The sequence below is a fragment of the Staphylococcus sp. GDY8P198P genome, from assembly GCF_017891615.1.
GTDB lineage: Bacteria > Bacillota > Bacilli > Staphylococcales > Staphylococcaceae > Staphylococcus > Staphylococcus cohnii.
In genome coordinates, this window is record NZ_JAESJQ010000023.1 from 1 (window position 1) to 20,259 (window position 20,259).

23 protein-coding genes and 3 pseudogenes are annotated in these 20,259 nt (G+C 31.8%); 16 read left to right on the plus strand and 10 right to left on the minus strand.

From position 1 onward, the window contains the following. A pseudogene (locus tag KA824_RS12225) lies at positions 1 to 222 on the plus strand (glutamine amidotransferase); the annotation flags it as partial. A gap of 152 nt (positions 223 to 374) precedes the next feature. On the opposite strand, the gene KA824_RS12230 reads toward KA824_RS12225, so the two are convergent. Genes KA824_RS12230 through KA824_RS12240 form a run of 3 tightly spaced genes read right to left on the minus strand, consistent with a single transcriptional unit; the run spans position 375 to position 2,207 of the window. Further along, entirely contained in the window at positions 375 to 944 is a 570-nt protein-coding gene (locus KA824_RS12230; RefSeq protein ID WP_133170856.1) for a DUF334 domain-containing protein, read from the minus strand. Then, positions 856 to 1,845, minus strand: a complete 990-nt coding sequence (locus KA824_RS12235) for a relaxase/mobilization nuclease domain-containing protein (protein ID WP_070039660.1) — start codon at positions 1,843 to 1,845, stop codon at positions 856 to 858. The genes KA824_RS12230 and KA824_RS12235 overlap by 89 nt, the downstream gene beginning before the upstream one ends. Beyond that, a complete protein-coding gene (locus tag KA824_RS12240; protein WP_069814802.1) occupies positions 1,827 to 2,207 on the minus strand; it encodes a plasmid mobilization protein in 381 nt (126 codons plus the stop codon). The genes KA824_RS12235 and KA824_RS12240 overlap by 19 nt, the downstream gene beginning before the upstream one ends. 393 nt (positions 2,208 to 2,600) lie before the next feature. Between KA824_RS12240 and KA824_RS12245 the strand changes: the two genes are divergently transcribed. From KA824_RS12245 to KA824_RS12260, 4 genes are all read left to right on the plus strand, one after another. After that, complete coding sequence (locus KA824_RS12245; RefSeq protein ID WP_057534308.1) at positions 2,601 to 3,029, plus strand: plasmid mobilization protein; 429 nt, start codon at positions 2,601 to 2,603, stop codon at positions 3,027 to 3,029. A gap of 66 nt (positions 3,030 to 3,095) precedes the next feature. Beyond that, positions 3,096 to 3,869: a hypothetical protein gene (locus KA824_RS12250; RefSeq protein ID WP_057534309.1), complete on the plus strand. Its 774-nt coding sequence runs from the start codon at positions 3,096 to 3,098 to the stop codon at positions 3,867 to 3,869. 122 nt (positions 3,870 to 3,991) lie between these two features. Then, positions 3,992 to 4,087 (plus strand): type I toxin-antitoxin system Fst family toxin, encoded by a 96-nt coding sequence (locus KA824_RS12255; protein ID WP_081338801.1) that lies wholly within the window; start codon positions 3,992 to 3,994, stop codon positions 4,085 to 4,087. Positions 4,088 to 4,471: 384 nt separating this feature from the next. After that, positions 4,472 to 5,509, plus strand: coding sequence for a 2,3-butanediol dehydrogenase (locus KA824_RS12260; RefSeq protein WP_070039662.1), 1,038 nt, complete (start codon positions 4,472 to 4,474; stop codon positions 5,507 to 5,509). Positions 5,510 to 5,642: 133 nt separating this feature from the next. Here KA824_RS12260 and KA824_RS12265 read toward each other — a convergent pair whose 3' ends face one another. From KA824_RS12265 to KA824_RS12280, 4 genes and pseudogenes are all read right to left on the minus strand, one after another. Beyond that, entirely contained in the window at positions 5,643 to 6,017 is a 375-nt protein-coding gene (locus KA824_RS12265; protein WP_011867723.1) for a hypothetical protein, read from the minus strand. A gap of 7 nt (positions 6,018 to 6,024) precedes the next feature. Further along, the gene (locus KA824_RS12270; RefSeq protein ID WP_011867724.1) at positions 6,025 to 6,549 is read right to left on the minus strand and encodes an acyl-CoA thioesterase; all 525 of its coding nucleotides are present in this window, start codon (positions 6,547 to 6,549) and stop codon (positions 6,025 to 6,027) included. A gap of 110 nt (positions 6,550 to 6,659) precedes the next feature. After that, complete coding sequence (cidR, locus tag KA824_RS12275) at positions 6,660 to 7,547, minus strand: cidABC operon transcriptional activator CidR (protein WP_070039664.1); 888 nt, start codon at positions 7,545 to 7,547, stop codon at positions 6,660 to 6,662. 49 nt (positions 7,548 to 7,596) lie between these two features. After that, positions 7,597 to 7,908: pseudogene (locus tag KA824_RS12280) on the minus strand (recombinase family protein); the annotation flags it as partial. A 207-nt stretch (positions 7,909 to 8,115) separates the two neighbouring features. Here KA824_RS12280 and KA824_RS12960 point away from each other — a divergent pair. The 5 genes from KA824_RS12960 to KA824_RS12300 all read left to right on the plus strand — a co-directional run bounded on the left by KA824_RS12960 (position 8,116) and on the right by KA824_RS12300 (position 11,959). Next, on the plus strand, positions 8,116 to 8,241 hold the full coding sequence (locus KA824_RS12960; RefSeq protein ID WP_011867727.1) for a hypothetical protein: 126 nt from the start codon (positions 8,116 to 8,118) through the stop codon (positions 8,239 to 8,241). A 305-nt stretch (positions 8,242 to 8,546) separates the two neighbouring features. Then, positions 8,547 to 10,397: a heavy metal translocating P-type ATPase gene (locus KA824_RS12285; protein ID WP_025904410.1), complete on the plus strand. Its 1,851-nt coding sequence runs from the start codon at positions 8,547 to 8,549 to the stop codon at positions 10,395 to 10,397. 63 nt (positions 10,398 to 10,460) lie between these two features. After that, a complete protein-coding gene (locus KA824_RS12290; protein ID WP_011867729.1) occupies positions 10,461 to 10,697 on the plus strand; it encodes a heavy-metal-associated domain-containing protein in 237 nt (78 codons plus the stop codon). Between the two features lies 1 nt (position 10,698). Further along, entirely contained in the window at positions 10,699 to 11,250 is a 552-nt protein-coding gene (locus tag KA824_RS12295) for a Dps family protein (protein WP_015728978.1), read from the plus strand. A gap of 16 nt (positions 11,251 to 11,266) precedes the next feature. Continuing rightward, the gene (locus KA824_RS12300; protein WP_011867731.1) at positions 11,267 to 11,959 is read left to right on the plus strand and encodes a Crp/Fnr family transcriptional regulator; all 693 of its coding nucleotides are present in this window, start codon (positions 11,267 to 11,269) and stop codon (positions 11,957 to 11,959) included. Between the two features lie 117 nt (positions 11,960 to 12,076). Here the strand turns inward: KA824_RS12300 and KA824_RS12305 are convergent, their stop codons facing one another. Together KA824_RS12305 and cstR are read right to left on the minus strand one after the other, a co-directional pair. After that, positions 12,077 to 12,832: a sulfite exporter TauE/SafE family protein gene (locus KA824_RS12305; protein ID WP_050215129.1), complete on the minus strand. Its 756-nt coding sequence runs from the start codon at positions 12,830 to 12,832 to the stop codon at positions 12,077 to 12,079. Further along, positions 12,832 to 13,092 carry a persulfide-sensing transcriptional repressor CstR gene (gene cstR / locus KA824_RS12310; protein ID WP_002510747.1) on the minus strand — a complete coding sequence of 87 codons (261 nt, stop codon included), beginning with the start codon at positions 13,090 to 13,092 and terminating at the stop codon, positions 12,832 to 12,834. Before cstR ends, KA824_RS12305 begins: the two co-directional genes overlap by 1 nt. Positions 13,093 to 13,229: 137 nt before the next feature. Between cstR and cstA the strand changes: the two genes are divergently transcribed. The 6 genes from cstA (at position 13,230) to KA824_RS12340 (ending at position 19,861) form a co-directional block, all read left to right on the plus strand. After that, complete coding sequence (gene cstA / locus KA824_RS12315; protein WP_107384736.1) at positions 13,230 to 14,297, plus strand: persulfide response sulfurtransferase CstA; 1,068 nt, start codon at positions 13,230 to 13,232, stop codon at positions 14,295 to 14,297. 30 nt (positions 14,298 to 14,327) lie between these two features. Further along, a complete protein-coding gene (gene cstB, locus KA824_RS12320; RefSeq protein ID WP_107384735.1) occupies positions 14,328 to 15,662 on the plus strand; it encodes a persulfide dioxygenase-sulfurtransferase CstB in 1,335 nt (444 codons plus the stop codon). A 17-nt stretch (positions 15,663 to 15,679) separates the two neighbouring features. After that, positions 15,680 to 16,873, plus strand: a complete 1,194-nt coding sequence (gene sqr, locus KA824_RS12325) for a type II sulfide:quinone oxidoreductase Sqr (RefSeq protein WP_069996590.1) — start codon at positions 15,680 to 15,682, stop codon at positions 16,871 to 16,873. Positions 16,874 to 17,045: 172 nt separating this feature from the next. Next, entirely contained in the window at positions 17,046 to 17,639 is a 594-nt protein-coding gene (locus tag KA824_RS12330; protein WP_031796902.1) for a recombinase family protein, read from the plus strand. Then, a complete protein-coding gene (locus KA824_RS12335; protein WP_031885495.1) occupies positions 17,611 to 19,053 on the plus strand; it encodes a Mu transposase C-terminal domain-containing protein in 1,443 nt (480 codons plus the stop codon). Before KA824_RS12330 ends, KA824_RS12335 begins: the two co-directional genes overlap by 29 nt. Continuing rightward, positions 19,046 to 19,861 (plus strand): AAA family ATPase, encoded by an 816-nt coding sequence (locus KA824_RS12340; RefSeq protein WP_031863949.1) that lies wholly within the window; start codon positions 19,046 to 19,048, stop codon positions 19,859 to 19,861. The genes KA824_RS12335 and KA824_RS12340 overlap by 8 nt, the downstream gene beginning before the upstream one ends. A gap of 209 nt (positions 19,862 to 20,070) precedes the next feature. On the opposite strand, the pseudogene KA824_RS12345 reads toward KA824_RS12340, so the two are convergent. Then, positions 20,071 to 20,145: pseudogene (locus tag KA824_RS12345) on the minus strand (IS6 family transposase); the annotation flags it as partial. Positions 20,146 to 20,259 lie beyond the last annotated feature (114 nt).

The following is a 20,259-nucleotide window of genomic DNA, read 5'->3' on the forward strand; positions in this document are numbered from 1 at the left end:
CAAAATTATAAAAAATATAAACCTGAGAATGAATTTTTAGAAAAGCAAAGTGTTGTTGATAATATGCTTATAACAGCAAATGGTACAGCATCACTTGAATTTACTGAATCAATTTTAAGAGAGATTGATTTTGATTCTGATAAAAGTATTGAAAAGACAATATTTATGAATAGGTTTGGTTTTTATAAGTATTGTGAAAAATACGGAAATCCATATTTATAAAGTTGGTTGTATTTGGGTTTTTAGAAACGAGTTGAAAACGAGTTTCTTCTTGTCTTGATATTATATAGAAATAACGTTCTTTTTGAAATAGGCATTCATCGATAAAATCGATGAATGCCTATTTATTTACTGACTTAATAATTTTTTAACTTTTACTTTTCAAATAGTCTTAAAAGACTTAAACAAGCCCATAAAACTAAAATAAAGAGTATATAAGGGACGATATAAGCGATATACCATAAGTAGCCCCATACTGATTGTGTATGTGTAATCGTATGATGTAAGGCACTGTACATGTTATCAATACCTAAAACGTTTCCAATCGGACCAGTCACAATGGAAACTAAGGCCATTAATAAAATAACGAAGTATAGGGCACCAATACCATGCGTCATACTTTTGATACTTGATTTAAACGTACTATTCAACTTTTGATTTTCTTTTAAACTGTTGTTCAATACTTCATGATGTTCTTGGTTGGCCATTCGAATCCCTTTAAGATCCTCATACATCCCATCTTTTTCTTGTCTAAACGCCTTTGCGACATCCTCAGTTATATGTTTGGTATCAATTTTTGCTAACATTTGATTGGAAATTTTAATCACTTTGGTTTCTGTTTTATCTAAGTAGTTTTTAAAGTTCGAGGTCGAAGCCTTTAGTTCGCTTACTAATTGTTGGTTCTGATTCGATCTGTTTTGCTCTCGCTGCTCGAGCTCGATCATCCTGTTCCCGAGCTTCGCGTTCTGCTCTTTCAGCTCGTTCACGACGTTTTCGTTCATTGAAGAGGGCTTGGGTTGATTGGTCGAAAGATGACCAGTTAAGCGTTGTTCTAGATTGTCTATGCGTTGATTGATCTGTTGGAGTTCGTTCAGGAGTTGTTGATTTTGATTCGTATTTTCTTCTTCTACGTTGTTTCTCGGCTTCAAAGCCATGTGTAATACCTCCTTTGTCATAAATATCACCTAGTTTGCTGCCACGTACTTTTTTATCTGCTTCTATATGTCTATATGTGATGGTTTTATCCGTCACACGTTCAACAATGATGCCTTTCGGACGTAATTGTTCTTGGAAACTTTTCATATCTGTCGCTTGTGTTTCATCAACGGCTAACCGGATATCATTTTTCCATGACGATTTCCCTTTATCTATGAGATTTTGTTCAGCTTGGGTGTAGCGCATTTCTGCTTGATTGTTGGGAATAGATAAACCATGATGACGGCAGACCTCATCATTTGCTTGTCTGATGTCTTTAAGTGCTTGTTTATTATTATTGAATTTTTTACCTGTTTCTAAGTTGATGGCATTAATCACGATATGATTATGCACATGATCGGTATCACTATGCGTATAAATCGCAACTTGATGATCAGGGGCAATTTTTTCGGCGAGTTCTAAACCGAGGGCATTACACTGTTCAGGGGTTACTTCTCCTGGTTTGAATGACTGGATAATCACATGACCTTGGTTGCCGTCTGTTTTACCGTAAACTTCGCGAGAAGCTTTAAACGCACTTTTCGCATAATCGATGTCGCAATTTAAACCACTTTTTTCCTCAGCGCGTTTTTCTGCATAGTTAATGGCCCGTGATGTTGATTTTGTAGCACTTATTTTAGTTGTTGCCATATATGATTCAACTCCTCACGCATGATGGCGATATCTTGTTGCATTTGTTCCATATTTGCGCGTTCGCCATACGTATTTAAAGCTTTAGCGATTTGGTTTAAGTTGCTCCCCAACTTACCCATATCTTTGGCCATCGATTGGCGCGTGACTTTGTCTAATTTGGGCGCCACTAATCGAGCCCCTTGTGCTTTGTTTTTAACAAACAAAGGCACACTCATATTCAAAGTTTCAGCCGAAGCCTGTAACTTTGAATATTCGGATTCGCTCACACGAAAACTAATTTGTTTCGGTGCCTTGCGGTCGGGGATTTGGTTTTTCCCGACAGCTTCGTTACCTTCAATCATTGTTTTACGTTCGCTCATAATCCCACCTCGCTTTCTAACGAAAGACACGTTGTTCCGTTGATTGTATTATAACATAATACAATCTTTCTCACATCGTTTCAGAGGTTTGGCAAGCAGTGGGAATGCTAGCCACTTCGTGCCTAGATACCCTGCTTGTTGGTGGATAAATCCCCCAAGCCCCCTGGGATTTTTTCTGCGAAAAAATAGCAAATACTCATGAGTATTTGCTTAGTGGAACGCGCAAAAATGTGCGCGTTAAACAGTGAGTAATTACTAATTATTTAAATGAAGTTTAATATTAGTAATTACTCATTAAATATCCCCTCATATGTTAAAATAGTAACTAAGCAATCACTCAATAAAAATAGTGTTTATTTTTTGAGTATTTACTTAGTTATGGAGGGGATATCAATGCCAAATCAAAATCATAAAAAAGCTAAAACAATCAATATCAATTTAACTGAAGCCGAGTACGAAAAAGTAAAGCAACTTGCTGAAATCAGAGATTTAAATCCAACGGCATATACACGACTTACTGCATTAGGTAATCGGATTAAACCGACGGTTGTATATCCTGCCGATGAACGCATTGATGCACTTGAAAAAGAGAATCAAGATCTTAAAAAGCAACTTATGGCAGGTTATGGTCAATATGAAGTGACAAGAGAAGATTTCGATAATCTAGAAGAGCAATATTATCATTATGCAGGCTATGTGAATACATTTAAAGACTTCTTAAAGTATGTGCAAAACGATGCGGAATATATAAATTTGAAAGGCTATAAAAATGATGAAAAATTAAAAGAAGAGATTAGGGATGTTATTGAAAAGCTGAAATAAAGAGTTTGAAATTAAATTAATTAAAAATTTAGAATTACTTGTTTAAGTCGAAAAGAGGAGCATATCATGGTAGCAATTGTAGTACATGCGTTTAAGACATTATTAAAATTTGTGGATTTTGAAAAAAAGGTTGATTATTATTTTATATTATTGATGAATATCCTTATTGTTGGGATATGTTTTATGATTCCAGTATTTATAGATTATTTACTTTTATTAAAAATAAAAGACGAATTTCTTTCTATTATATTATCTATCACTACATATGCTCTTCTTTTTGTGTATTACTTAATGTGCATTTTATTAATAAAAAAATCATTGAATTTCTTCATTGTTTTTATAGATAAAGATAAACGGTATTTTATAAAACGCAGTTTTAATAGAAATTATTATGAAGAAATGATTAGACTAGATACAGTTAGAGATATAGAAAAACAGATTAATAGTCAAGATGTAGATTATCCTTTAAGAAGATTATATAAGAGCTTACATTATAGATACTATAATCATCATGGAGAAAAATTTGAAGAAATAGCATGTATATTCAATAAATTTTTTTATAAAAGATTTATATTCTCTAAAGAACATAAAAAGAAAAAAATAGCATGGTTGATACTGAGTGTATTTACAATTGTACTAACATTGTTATATTCTATCATCTCTAATATTACTTTTTTGAATGATTCAAGCGCTGCAATGTTAAATTTAATAATTTACAATATCTATTATTTTTTAAGCTTTGGGATACTTTCAATGATTATTGATAGTATAGATAAAAAGAATAATAGGGCGAAAATACTTTTATTAAATTATTTTTCTAAAAAAGATAAGAAATGTTAATGTAATTAAAATACATAATTCAACTTATCGGAAGTTATCTGTAACTCAATGATTAGAAATGATATAATACAAAGGTCGTCGTTCACTTCTGTGCTGTATTTAGCATGGAAGGAGGTGACATCATGTTCAGTACACTATTTGTAACTATTATAGCTCCTATCGTAGTAGGAATTATACTCACATTATTTTCTTATTGGCTAAATAATCGTGAGAAGTAGTTTAGCGACGACATATAGCTAATACACCAAAAAGAGCCCGATAACTATTCGCAGTAGTTATCGGGCTCGGTGTTTATCATGTTAGTACACTATTTGTTAATTGCATTATAACATCATAGTGGAGAGGAATGCAAAATTAAGATCTATATAGTAGGATAAAATAATAAAAAGAGTATTATAGGATTACTAATAATCGTTTTCTTTTCTTTTTTATTTATTTTTAGTGAAACGATAAATATATTAATATGTATTTAGATATTTTTAATTTTAAGTACACTTTATTCATATAATAATTTAGAAACAATATATTAAAAGATTAATTTATTTGAAAACAGCTTTTAAAAGGAATACTATTAAATTAACTAAAACAAGGAGGTTTTATCAATGAAAGCAGCAGTTTGGTATAGCCAAAAAGATGTACGAGTTGAAGACCGGGAATCTAAAGAGTTACAAGATAATGAGGTTAAAGTTAAAGTGTCTTGGGCTGGCATTTGTGGTACAGATTTACATGAATACTTAGAAGGCCCTATATTTATTTCAACAGACAAACCTGACCCGTTCCTTGGCCAAAAAGCGCCCGTTACATTAGGCCACGAATTTGCAGGTGTAGTAGATGATATTGGTTCTAAGGTTACAAAATTTAATAAAGGCGATCGTGTTGTCATTAATCCTACAGTTTCAAATCGTGAAAAAGAAGAAAATATTGATCTTTATGATGGTTATTCATTTATAGGTTTAGGTTCTGATGGTGGATTTGCAGAATTTACAAATGCCCCAGAAGAGAACGTTTATAAGTTACCAGATAACGTTTCTGATAAAGAAGGCGCCCTTGTAGAGCCAACAGCTGTTGCAGTTCAAGCAATTAAAGAAGGTGAAGTTCTATTTGGCGATACTGTTGCTATTTTTGGTGCAGGTCCAATCGGTTTATTAACAGTCATAGCAGCTAAAGCTGCAGGTGCAAGTAAGATATTTGTTTTTGATTTATCAGAAGAAAGATTGAATAAAGCTAAAGCGATTGGTGCTACTCATACTATAAATTCCGGTGAATCAGATCCAAGTGATGTTATTAATAAACATACAGATAATGGAGTTGATGTAGCATTTGAAGTAGCTGGTGTAGCACCAACACTTAAATCTGCTATAGACGTTACTAAAGCAAGAGGTACTGTCGTTATAGTGTCTATATTTGGTCATCCTATTGAATGGAATCCAATGCAATTAACAAATACAGGTGTAAAGCTCACTTCGACAATTGCTTATACACCTACTACATTTCAACAAACAATAGATTTAATTAATGAAGGTAATTTAAAAGTTAAAGATGTCGTTACTGATGAGATAGAGTTAGATGATATTGTGGAGTCAGGATTTAAACAGCTTGTAAACGATAAATCACAAGCAAAAATTCTCGTTAAGTTATAAAAGCTAATAAAAGAGCCACTCTAAAAAATCAGAGCGGCTCTTTTATTAGCTAAAATATAGTTTCATTTAGTCAAATAATTTGTGAATTTTTATAATTTTTTAGTCTAAGCATTCTTAATGAATTTATTATTTATTATTTAATAATTGTATTATTAAATACAAAACCAGGTTCGGCACCTAAAATGATAAGAAATATTTGTGAGTAGTCCACATTTTGGAATTTTAATATCATATCTTTAAAAAACACAAAATTAGTATCTTTTTTAACTTTTGCAACTTCTTGTTCATATAATTTCAAAACAGATTCTCTTATTAAAGTTGGTCTCTCATTTTGAATATTTTCACGGTTATCTGAAAACATAAGTACTCCTAAATATTTATAATGGATACTTAATTGTCTTGTCAAACTAGCTATATATTCTAACTTTTCATACATACTAGGAAATTCGTTTCTTAGTTTTTTCAAATCTAACTTAATTTGGTTTAATTCTTCCATTTCATTAATCATTTTATCACTACTCCAATTCCCATGGCTTATTAATATCAAGAGAGTCAATTATATTTTTAGTTTGTGATCGTTTAATTTTTCGCATTTTAGCTCTTTCTTCGCCATCCATAAATAATAATTTTTCTTCTTTGGACTGAGGAGAGATTTTGGGTATTTTAATTGGTTTTTTATTTTCATCCAAAGCTACAAAAGTAAGAAAAGCTACAGCAGCAATTTTTCTTTCTGCAGTAATCATATCTTCTGAAATGACTTTACAAAATATTTCCATAGATTTTTCTCCTGTATAAACTACATAAGATTCTATACAAACGGAATCAGATTGGGTGATTGGATATAAAAATTCTACTGAATCTGTAGAAGCTGTAACACATTCTTTAACTCTTGCATGTCTTCTAGCTGATAGCGTTGCGTTATTATCAATTTTTTTCATTAATACCCCCCCAAACAGTGTATTATAATTGTTTAAATCATTAATTAATACTTGATCCGTACTGACAATTTTACTATCTCTAGGAAATTTATAATTTTCCATAAAAAACTCCCGTTTCTATAATATTTTACATTCTAATTATAGAGCGAGAGTGTATAAATATAAAATATCCTTTTTTTATATAGCTATAAATTTCTCAAATGCTTTTATATTTAATAGTTAATTAAGAAGTTTTCTTGGAGAAATTTAATCCAATTTTTTGTTAAAGAATCAACTATAATATCTTTTCTCCAAATAATACCAAGTTCCCATTTCATGGAAGGTTCATTAATATCGATGGCTTGTAAATTATTATCTAATAAGCCTAGTATTCCTTCGGGTAATATACATATCCCTAGATTATTTAATAACATTTCTTCTATGAAGCTCCATTGGGTGGTTTCAAAAATTATATTAGGATTAAAGCCATAATTTCTACATGTATTTTTGATTTTATCGTTTAAATAGAAATCAGAATTGAATAAAATAAATTCTTGTTCTTGTAAATCTTCAATATCAATCTTTGTTTTTTTAGATAATGCATGATTTTTATGAACGACCAGTTTTAATTTTTCTTCTGAAAAAGAGAATATATCAAAGTTTTTATTATTTGTAGGAAGTACAGTAATTCCCATGTCCAAATCGCCATAATATACATCGTTTTCAATTTTTTTACTACCATTTTCAAAAAGTTGAAAAGTTATATTAGGATACATTTCATGAAATTCCGAAATTAAGCCAATTAATATTCTTATATTAATAATAGTAGGGATTCCAATTTTCAAATGTCCCTTTTTTAATTCTAATAAATTACTTAACTCATTAGGGATATTATCATACATTTTAAGCATTTCTTTACATTGGAAAAAGAAAGCTTCTCCTGCGTCAGTTAAGTATATTTGGTTTTTATACCTATTAAATAAATTTACATCTAATTCTTCTTCTAATAATTTAATTGTATTACTAATTGTGGGTTGTGTGATAAAAAGATTAGATGCTGCTTTGGTCATACTTTTTTGCTTTACGACTTCTACAAAATACTGCATATGTCTAAGTTCCAATAAATTTCCTCCCTTTTTATTATTTCTTCACGTTACCAGTTTTTTTAAACTAATTATTTTTTATTATTCTGTATACCGTTGAACGACTAACATCTGTCTGTTTAGCAATCTCTTCCCCAGTTAGTTTTTGTTCATCGTATAAGAATTTGATTTCTCTTTTCTTATAATCTGGCAAAGAAGGACGGCCGCCTTTTCTCCCTCTTGCTCTCGCAGCTTCTAGACCTTTTTTCGTACGTTCACTTAATAAGTTAGCTTCAAGTTCTGCAAATGCACTCATCATGGTAAAAAACATCATGCCCATAGCATCTTTGGTCGATACATTCATATCAATAATATGTAAATCAATGCTGTTTTCATCGAAGATTTACAAGAAAATAATTGGAATATTGTCCAAAGTAATGGTAATTCAGGTGAAGCAGATTTCGCTGATGACACCGTTATATTTTCTTCTTCTAATATTTTATCAATAACAACAGCTTATCAATATACATTAAATGAAGAAGAAACAGAAATAACATTTACACTTAATAAACCTAGTTATACTGGAAATAAATCAGAAGAAGTAGTTATGAAATATACTATTGAGAAAAAAGATAATGAATATTTACTTACTTTAATTAGTGATAGTTCAGAATATTTTGAAAAGGGGTTTACAATTATATTAATCCCTCAAGAATTAGAAAGTACAAGTTAAAAACAATAATAAAAAGAAAACGGCTAGCATTGCGACTGCTAGCCGTTTAGAGAATAAGCTTAAGATGAATGAGCATTTGAGCTATAAAAAGGAATTAAATGCTAACAAAAATTATATGAAAGAGTAAATAGTCAATAATAAAAATAATTAGGTCATGAGTATATGTCCTAGTTATTTATATATATCTATCTGTTTAAGCCTAAATATTATTCGCTATATTTATTAGATAAGATTGATATAGGTCAAGTTTATATTTCTTAAAAACGAATACACTATGGTTAAACTAAAGTGTAGGAGAGGTTTATATGCAACAGACTATTTTGAAACATAAAAATCATATTACTGTTATTAGTGGTTTACTTATTATTATAGGTTTTATTGCGCATTTTATCTTTAGCAATATGGTTATCTTTAATAGTGCTTTTATAATTGCTTCTATATTGGGTGTTATACCAATCGCAATACAGGCTTATCAGGCTATGAAAGTAAAAGTAGTGAGTATTGATGTTTTAGTAACTATAGCGGTTATTGGTGCTTTCTTTATTCAAAATTACGAAGAGTCAGCTATTGTTACTTTCTTATTTTTATTTGGATCATATTTAGAACAGCGTACACTTAAGCAAACACGGTCTGCTATTAAAGAGTTGACGGAAATGGCTCCAGAGACTGCTTTTAAGCAATTGTACGACGGACAATTTGAAGAAGTAGATATTGATGAAGTAGAGGAAGGAGATATTCTCATAGTAAAAACTGGGGCTAAGATTCCAGTAGATGGTAGGGTAACTACTGGAAAAGGACATGTAAATGAGGCTAATATCACCGGTGAATCTTTACCTCTAAAGAAAGAGAAAGGTGATGAAGTATTTGCCGGTACCATTATGGATAATGGGACTATTCAAATAGTTGCTGATAGAATTGGGGAAGATTCTACATTTGGTCGAATTATTGAGTTAGTAGAAGAAGCACAAGATTCTAAATCGGAAGCTGAACGATTTATTGACCAGTTCTCTCGTTGGTATACACCTGTAGTACTTATCATTGGGCTATTAGTTTGGGTATTAACTAAAGATACAGCACTTGCAGTTACTGTATTAGTACTTGGTTGCCCAGGGGCCTTGGTCATTGGTGTACCTGTTTCAAATGTCGCGGGTATAGGAAATGGTGCAAAGAATGGTATTTTGTTTAAAGGTTCTGAAGTGATTAGTCATTTTGCGAATGTAGATACAGTCCTATTTGATAAAACAGGTACCTTAACTGAAGGAAAGCCTGAAGTTAGCGAATTCGTTTACTATGGAAATAATCAAGAGGAGGATTTATCTTTATTATACTCGATTGAAAGGGAATCTGACCATCCCTTAGCTGTCGCTATTACAAATAAATTAGCGCAATATAAACTAAGACCTGTAGAGAGTACACAGGTTATAAAAGGTGGGGGTATAATTGCTCACGTTGACGGACACATTGTTGCAGTAGGGAATAAAACCTTAATGGAACAAGAAAGTATTCCACTATCTAATGATGTTCTTAAAGAATTAGATAAATTAGAAAGAGCCGGTAGTTCAATTGTATTAACGGCAGTTGATCGTCAGTTAATCATTTTAATGGAAATCCGTGACCAAGTTCGACCAAGCGTTAAACAAGACCTACAAAAATTAAAATCACTTGGTGTTAAAAATCTCATTGTATTATCAGGGGATAATCAAGGTACAGTTAATTTAGTTAAAAAGGAGCTAGGATTAACCGAGGCCCATGGCGATATGCTACCAGAGGACAAGCAAGCATTTTTAAAAGAAAGACAGTCTACTGGTGAAATTGTTGCTTTTATTGGTGATGGTGTGAATGATAGCCCTTCTCTAGCTATTGCAGAAGTAGGGATAGCTATGGGAAATGGGACAGATGTGGCTATTGAAAGTTCAGATATTGTTCTAATGAATTCCAATTTTAATCGTCTCCCCCATGCTTTAGGTTTAGCTAAAGGGACATACGCGAATATGCAACAAAATATTCTCATTGCTGTTGGTGTGGTGATAATATTATTGGGTAGTTTAATATTTAGTGAATGGATGTCTATGTCAATTGGTATGTTAGTTCATGAGGCAAGTATTTTGGTCGTTATTTTAAATGCAATGAGATTAAGAAGTTATCAATTAAGATAATTGATCCGTGTCAATTATTTTTAAAAAAATACCTTATATAATTTATTTAAAGGAGTGATAGATATGACTAAAGCAACATTAAAATTAGAAACATTAACTTGTCCATCATGTTTACAAAAAATTGAAAGTGGTTTAAAACAGACTGCTGGTGTAGAAAAAGATTCTGTAAAAGTGCTGTTCAATGCAAGTAAGGTAAAAGTGGATTTTGATGAAGAACAAGTCAATTTGAATACAATTGAAAAAGCTATTGAAAACTTAGGATATTCCGTTATTAGTTCAAAAGTAAAGGAAGGTGTATAAAATGACAACAGTAAATGAAAGACAAGAAAAATTAGCTGCTGAACAAGCCTATAAAGAACACATTCATCATACTAAGATTAATGCAGCAGCTGTTACAGATCATGTACTGGCTAATATTCATACCTTGCATGTAAAATTACACCAATATCATTGGTATGTAAAAGGCACAAATTTTTATTCATTGCATGAGGTATTTGAAAAACTATATAATGAAAATGAAACATGGTTTGATAAAATTGCAGAACGTTTACTAGCTTCAGGATTTAAGCCAGCATCAACAACTACCGAATTCCAAAAATTTACAACGATTTCTGAAGATTTGTCTGAAAAATATTATTCTGCTGAAGAAATGGTCTTACAGTTAGTAGAGGATTTTAGATCTAACCGTGAATTTACCATTCGTGCAATGCGTTTAGCCCAAGAAGAAGCAGATGATGCGTTAGAGGATTTACTAATTAGTTATAAAGATTATTTAGATGTAAATATTTGGCAACTTCAAGCCTTTGTTAACAAGGATGCGCTAGAAGACGATGACTATATAGATAATGATTAATTAGGAGGAAAGTTGTATGGCACACCATCATCACCATAGTCATGTAGATTGTATACGTTTAGTTCCGATTTTTAACCACCTAAATGAAGAACAAATGAGTTTAATTGCACAATCAGCGCATGAAGTACATTATGAAAAGAATGCGTTGTTATTTGGAAGTGGTGATAAAGATGACACACTATATATCGTAAATAATGGGCGTGTACGTATTTATAACTTAAATGAATCCGGTCGTGAACAAACTGTACGCATACTAAATCCTGGTGATTTTATGGGAGAAGTGGCTATTTTTCAAACTGAAAGTTACCATTCTAATTATGCTGAAGCAATATCAGAAGTAAGTATATGTAGAATTCATAAAAAGGATATGAATGACTATTTAGATGCTTACCCAGAAATTATGAGAAGAATCCTATCAGACGTTACGAAACGTTTACAGGTATCAGAAAAGCAAACGATGCAGGTTGGTATGGAGCAAGTAGAGTCTCGTATTATTGATTTTCTATCAGAATACGTTGAGAATGAAGAAAATCATACTTATGTGACCTTACCAATGTCAAAGAAGGATCTAGCTTCTTATTTGGGTACAACTCCTGAAACAATAAGTCGAAAGTTTTCAGCATTGGAAGAAAAAGGTTTAATTAAACAACATACGCATAAATATATTGAGATATTTGATTTAGATGAATTATTATTTTCATCAAGTTAAAGTGCCGAAAAAACCGTAAGAGGATAATTGTTATTTTACTTGCTATATGAGAATGTTTTAACTTTATAAATAAGAAAGAGAAGTACAACTAATATTAGTTGTACTTCTCTTTCTTATTTATAAAACAATTTGAATAATTGCAATAATAATTAAAATACTGATAATCCACTTTTGTACAAAACTAGGGACCTTTTTACCTAATTTTAAACCTAACGGAGCGAAAATAATACTCCCTATTATTAAAAATAACGCATCTTCTAAAGGAATGTAACCTTGTATAAGTTTAATGATAAAGGCGCCAATTGAAGATATAAAAGCAATTACTATACTATTAGCAACTACCGTATTCATTGGTAATTTGAATAAAACTAGCAATATAGGAATAATAATAAAAGCGCCGCCTGCTCCAACTATACCTGAAATGATACCAACGAAAAGACCAACCATAACTAATAATGGCTTGTTAAAGGAAGATTGATCTAAACTCGGTTTTATGTTAATAAACATTAAAATTAATGCGAGTAAAGCAATGATAATATATATCGTATTTACAAATGTAGCATTAAATAAATTTGCTAACAGTCCACCTAACATGCTGCCTATAATCATGCCACTACCCATGTAAAGCACTAATAGTGGCGAAAATTCTGGTTTTTTTCGCGCTTTTAATGACCCACTTAAAGTACTGAAAAAGACTTGACTGGAAGTAAGTCCTGATGCCATGTATGCACTGTACGCAGGAGCGCCAAATAGTGGTGGTAATAATAAAATAGCTGGATAAATAATGATGGCGCCACCTATACCTACTAGACCCGAAATAAAGCCTCCGAATACCCCAATAAGTAACATCATAATAATAGTTGAAATATCCATTATTTACTTTTTACCAATAAGTTAACGGCTTCATTAATCAATTCTTCAGAATTTTCACCATTATCCTCTGCTGCTTTTACACATTCTATTAAATTTTCACTAATGATAATTCCCATCAAACGTTGGATTGAACTTTTTGATGCACTGATTTGAGTAATGACATCTTTACAATCTTTTTCTTCTTCCATCATTTTAATAACGCCATTGAGTTGTCCTTGTATTCTATTAATACGATTAATCATTTTTTTATCATAATTCATAGTTATTTCCTCCACTTTTAATTGAATAAAGTCATAATAAACGATAAAAGTAAACATGTCAAATACCCCCTACCGTATTTGACATAATATAAATAATTAGTTAATATACCCGTATAGGTATTTATTAGGAGGTTAATATGAAACAATATAACGAAAATCATATCAATAATTTCAGTAAACAAGAATTAGAAAAATTGGGTGCACAAGGTCAACTGATTGACGTTAGAACACAAGAAGAATATGAGCTTGCACATATAAATGGTGCGACATTACATCCTGTAGATAAGATTGAATCGTTCAATAAAGATAAAAACACAACCTATTTTGTACACTGTAAAAGTGGTACCAGAAGTGCTAAAGCGAGCGAATATTTAGCTAAACAAGGCTACGACATTGTTAATTTAGACGGTGGCTATAAAGCGTATGAAGCAAAAAACGACGATGATAATACATTCGAAGAAAATACTAATGTAGAAATTAAAGCAGAGCGTAAACAATTTAACTATAGTGGTCTTCAATGTCCAGGTCCAATTGTAAACATCAGTAAAGAAGTGAAAAATATTGAAGTAGGCGAGCAAATCGAAGTTACAGTCACAGATCCTGGATTCCTTAGCGACATTAAAAGCTGGGTCAAACAAACTGGTCATACTTTAGTTAAACTTGATGAAAGTAATCATGGAATTAATGCCATTATTCAAAAAGAAAAACCAAAAGACTTACAAGTGAATCATACTGCTAAAGGTACGACAATTGTACTATTTAGTGGAGAGTTAGATAAAGCAGTGGCAGCAATGATTATTGCAAATGGCGCTAGAGCTGCAGGAAGAGATGTAACTATCTTCTTTACGTTTTGGGGACTCAACGCGTTGAAAAAAGCGCAAACAGTTAACGTTAAAAAGAAAGGTATCGCAAAAATGTTTGATTTGATGTTGCCAAAAACACCTTTGAAAATGCCACTATCTAAAATGAATATGTTCGGTTTAGGTAATATCATGATGCGATACGTAATGAAAAAGAAAAACGTTGATTCATTACCATCACTCATTAATCAAGCGATAGCTCAAGATATTAAATTAATCGCATGTACCATGAGCATGGATGTCATGGGTATTACAAAAGAAGAATTAAGAGATGAAGTTGAGTACGGCGGTGTAGGCACTTATATAGGTGATACTGAAAACGCGAGTCATAATTTATTTATTTAATTAAATCTATCAAAATAAGGAGTTCTTTATATGTTTTTCAAACAATTTTACGATAATCATTTATCTCAAGCATCTTATTTAGTTGGCTGTCAACGTACGGGAGAGGCAATAGTAATTGATCCTGTTCGTGATTTAACAAAATATATGGAAGTTGCAGATAGCGAAGGTTTTAAAATTACACAAGCTGCTGAAACACATATTCACGCTGATTTTGCTTCTGGAATTCGGGATGTGGCAAAACGTTTAAACGCCAATATATATGTATCTGGCGAAGGTGATGATCAATTAAGTTATAAAAATATGCCGGAACATACAAATTTTGTTAAAAATCAAGATATTATTCAAGTAGGTAATATTAAATTAGAAGTCTTGCATACACCTGGTCATACCCCTGAGAGTATCAGTTTCTTACTCACTGATGAAGGTGGCGGCTCAAGTGTTCCAATGGGTTTATTTAGTGGTGACTTTATTTTTGTTGGTGATATCGGTAGACCTGATTTACTAGAAAAATCAGTACAAATGGAAGGTACTACAGAGATTGGTGCAAAACAGATGTACCAATCTATAGAAGGTGTTAAAAATTTACCAGATTATATTCAAATATGGCCTGGACACGGTGCTGGAAGTCCTTGTGGTAAAGCATTAGGTGCCATACCAATGTCTACGCTAGGTTACGAAAAAATTAATAACTGGGCATTTAATGTAACAGATGAATCTAAATTTGTTGAAACATTAACATCAAATCAACCAGCGCCACCCCATCACTTTGCACAGATGAAAAAAATTAATCAGTTTGGTATGAAAATGTATCAACCATACAACGTTTATCCTAGTTTAGATAATGAAAGAATAGCATTTGATCTTCGTAGCAAAGAAGCCTTTCACGGTGGACATACACAAGGAACAATCAATATTCCTTATAACAAAAACTTTATTAACCAGATCGGTTGGTATTTAGATTTTGAAAAAGATGTAGATTTAATCGGAGATAAATCTACAGTTGAACAAGCAACGCATACTTTACAATTAATTGGTTTTGATAATGTAGCAGGCTATCGTTTACCAACATCAGAAATTCTAACACAATCCATCCACAGCGCTGATATTACTGGTGAAGAAGCAAATGTACTCGACGTACGTAATGAAGAAGAGTGGAATAATGGGCACTTAGATCAAGCAGTCAATATTCCGCATGGTAAATTATTAAATGAAAATATTCCATTTAATAAAGAGGATAAAATATACGTACATTGTCAGTCAGGTGTTAGAAGTTCAATCGCAGTGGGTATCTTAGAAAATAAAGGATTTGAAAATGTCGTGAATATTAGAGAAGGCTATCAAGATTTTCCAGAATCATTAAAATAATTTAAGGGTGTGGAAAAATGAGTAAGTATTATCAAATTGTTATTGTAGGTGGCGGTACAGCAGGTATTACCGTGGCATCAAGACTATTAAGAAAAAATCAAAGCTTAAAAGGAAAAATAGCAATTATAGACCCGGCTGAATATCATTATTATCAACCGTTATGGACTTTGGTTGGTGCTGGGGTATCGAGTTTAAAAAGTTCTCGTAAAGATATGAAAAGTGTTATGCCTGAAGGTGTTCAATGGATAAAAAATGCTGTTTCAAGCTTTCAACCTGAAAACAATAGCATTATTTTAGGAGATAATTCGGTCGTTAGTTACGAATTTTTAGTGGTAGCCCCTGGATTACAGATTAATTGGTCTTCTATTAAAGGATTAAAAGAGAATATAGGTAAAAATGGTGTTTGTTCTAACTATTCACCTAACTATGTTCGCGAAACTTGGAGACAAATTTCTAAATTTAAACAAGGGAACGCGATTTTCACGCATCCTAATACGCCTATCAAATGTGGAGGCGCACCTATGAAAATTATGTATTTAGCTGAAGATTATTTTAGAAAACATAATATCCGTTCTAATGCTAATGTGATATACGAAACGCCAAAAGATGCTTTATTTGACGTAGGCAAATATAATAAAGAATTAGAGAAAATTGTTGAAGAAAGGGATATAATTGTCAATTATAATTATAATCTTGTTGAAATTGACGGAGACAAAAAAGAGGCTACATTTGAACACATTAAAACAGACGATAGAAAGACAATAGATTATGAAATGTTACATGTAACACCACCCATGGGTCCCTTAGGTGTACTTAAAGAAAGTACACTTTCAGATAGTGATGGTTGGGTAGATGTTAACCCAACCACATTACAGCATAAAAGCTACTCTAACATATTTGGGCTTGGTGATGCTTCAAATGCACCTACTTCCAAAACAGGAGCAGCAATTCGTAAACAAGCGCCTATAGTTGTTAATAACCTATTGCAAGTAATGGATAATGAAATGTTGACGCATCATTATGATGGTTATACTTCGTGCCCTATCGTTACCGGGTACAATAAATTAATACTTGCCGAGTTTGATTATAATAAAAAACCAAAAGAAACATTGCCTTTTAACCAGGCCAAAGAACGAAGAAGTATGTATATTTTTAAAAAAGATTTATTACCTAAAATGTATTGGTACGGTATGTTAAAGGGTCTTATGTAAATAACAATAGTGTACAGAAAATAACCATTTTCTGTACACTCTTTTTTTATGTCGAAATAAGTGAGTATTTCATATATTCTTGTGTTCAAAAACCCAACAAAAAATCTATGTCCACAAAAGACCTTGAAATTAAGTTATGGTACACTGGATATGTATATAGGAGGTTTGTATTTTGAAAATAGGTTATGCAAGAGTTTCAACTGGATTACAAAATTTGAATTTACAGGAGGATCGATTAAACGCATATGGTTGTGAAAAGATATTTAGCGACCATATTAGTGGTTCAAAAAGTAAAAGGCCTGGTTTAGATAAAGCAATTGAATTTGCGAGATCAGGAGACACGATTGTTGTTTGGAGACTAGATAGACTAGGACGTAACATGGAAGATTTAATCACATTAGTTAATGAACTTAACGAACGAGGCGTCAGTTTTCATAGTTTAGAAGAAAATATAACTATGGATAAATCAAGTTCTACAGGACAATTATTATTTCATTTATTCGCAGCGTTTGCAGAATTTGAACGTAACTTAATTTTAGAACGTTCTTCGGCTGGTCGAATTGCAGCTCGTGCCAGAGGACGTTATGGTGGAAGACCTGAAAAATTAAGCAATCAAGATTTGAATTTACTCAAAACACTTTATGATAATGGTACACCAATTAAGACAATTGCAGAACAATGGCAAGTTTCACGTACAACGATTTATCGTTACCTCAATAAATTGGAGGAAAAGGAAGATGAAAAACAAGGAGAAGTATCTAACTAATTTTTCTGAAGCCAAACGTAAAGAAGCTACTCAAAAGTACAATATTATAAAACCTTTTATCTTGGGCAAGCAATCTTTATCAAGCATTTCTAAAAGCAAAGGTATTGCGTTAAGTACACTTTATAGGTGGAATAAGTCATATAAAGAACGTGGACTTAAAGGGCTAATATATATGACAAGATCCGATAAAGGAATACGTAAAATAGAAACAAAGATAATTGATGAGATTGAACGTCTTGCACTTAAGAATAAAAGAAATAGTATTGCTACAATTCATAGGAAAATCGCTAATTATTGTATGGAGAATAATTTTGATAAACCCAGCTATAAACAAGTTTATAGTGTTATTAAAGCAATGCCTAAGTCTGTTATTGATTTCTCTCACAAAGGTGAAAAATACTATCAAAATAAGTATGATTTAATACAAATAAGAGAATCCTCAAGACCCAATGAAATATGGCAAGCCGACCATACTTTACTAGATATTTATATATTAGATCAAAAAGGTAATATCAATAGACCATGGCTAACCATTATTATGGATGACTATAGTCGTGCTATTGCAGGCTACTTTATAAGTTTTGATGCTCCTAATGCTCAAAATACAGCATTAACACTACACCAAGCAATATGGAATAAGAATGATACCAACTGGCCAGTGTGTGGTATACCCGAAAAATTCTATACAGATCACGGAAGTGACTTTACCTCAAATCACATGGAACAAGTCGCTATTGACTTGAAAATAAATTTGATGTTTTCAAAAGTTGGTGTCCCTCGTGGTCGCGGAAAAATAGAACGCTTTTTTCAGACAGTTAACCAAACTTTCCTAGAACAACTGCCTGGATATATAAACAATAATGATACTCCTAGTAATCTAATGAATTTTCACAATTTTGAAGAAAAATTACGTTACTTTTTAATTGAAGATTATAATCAAAAAGAACATAGTGCTATTCATACCACGCCTATCAGTCGTTGGAATAGTAATCACTTTTTCCCTAATATGCCAAGTAGCTTAGAACAACTTGATTTATTATTGTTGGAAATACCTAAATCTAGAAAAGTTCATTCAGATGGCATTCATTTTCAAGGTTTTCGATACAGTAATACTAATCTAGCAGCTTATGTAGGTGAATATGTACTGATTCGTTATAACCCAAATGATATGGCTGAAATACGTGTGTTTTATAGAGATGAATTTCTTTGTACTGCTATATGTCCAGAAATAGCTGATTACTCCATAGATATAAAAGACATACAGCACGCTCGTAGTCAGAGAAGAAAACACTTAAAACAAAATATTGCTAGTCCAAGTACCACGGAATTAATTAAGGAAGAAAAAAATTATGGTTATTCACCTCAAGAAACTACTAAAAACGTCAAAAAATTAAAGAGGTATCGTAATGACTAAAAATCAGAATTTTATTGAAACGAAAGAGTATGAAAGGTTTGCTGAATTTTGTGACGCTTGCATTAAATATCAATATATTGGTATCTGTTATGGTCAACCTGGAGTTGGGAAAACTTTATCTTCAAGATATTATACAAATTGGGATACTATCGAAAAACAAGTTAACCATAGAGGTTGGGAAGATTTAGCTAGTAAAACGACCGATGACATACTATCGGTGGATAAAATATTTTATACTGCACCAGCAGAAAAACAAACTAAATTAAGGAATGATTTATATAGTATTACTGCAAGCATTGATTTGGGTCAAAAATTACATGTTGTAAATAAGTATGGACATGAACATAGCAAACATTATAGTGATATGTTTAAATATATTGATTTAATTATAGTAGATGAGATTGATCGCCTTAAAGTGCAACATTTAGAGCAATTAAGAGCTATTTATGATGAACATAATTTAGCAATGATATTTATTGGTATGCCGGGCATAGAGAAAAAACTATCTCGTTATCCTCAACTATATTCGCGTATAGGTTTTGCACATGAATTTGATAATCTAAGTAAAGATGAGACGCATCATATATTAGAATATAAGTGGCAAGATTTAGGATTTGATTTAAAACTCGAAGACTTTACTGATTATGAGGCAATAACGACGATTATTAAAATTACAAAAGGGAATTTTAGGCTGATTCATCGTTTATTTGCGCAGATAGATAGAATTATGGATATAAATGGTTTAGATAAAATAAGTACAGAAGTCGTAGAAACAGCTAGAGATAGTTTAGTTATTGGTATTCGTTAGTAGAAAAGCACCGTACATTTTAATAAAGTACGATGCTTTTTCTCATTTATTAGATAAAACCATTCTCATATATTAAGTAAAGTGACACTCTTAATATTAAGTTAAGAGGTTTTGTGTCAAAAACGATCGATTTAGGTTATTGTTTTTACGGTTCTGTTGCAAAGTTAGAAAAATATAGCTAATTACCATTTTATCATGTCTTTGTTCCCTTAACTGGCTAACATATGCCTAATTTCGTGGCATGGCGAAAATCCGTAGATCTGAAGAGACCTGCGGTTCTTTTTATTAAAATTATGCTATAAATTCAACTTTGCAACAGAACCTAGTTATGTATATCTCCTGAAGTTTATTCAACTACTATCTGACAGTAATTAACATAATCGATGATTATCAGAAGT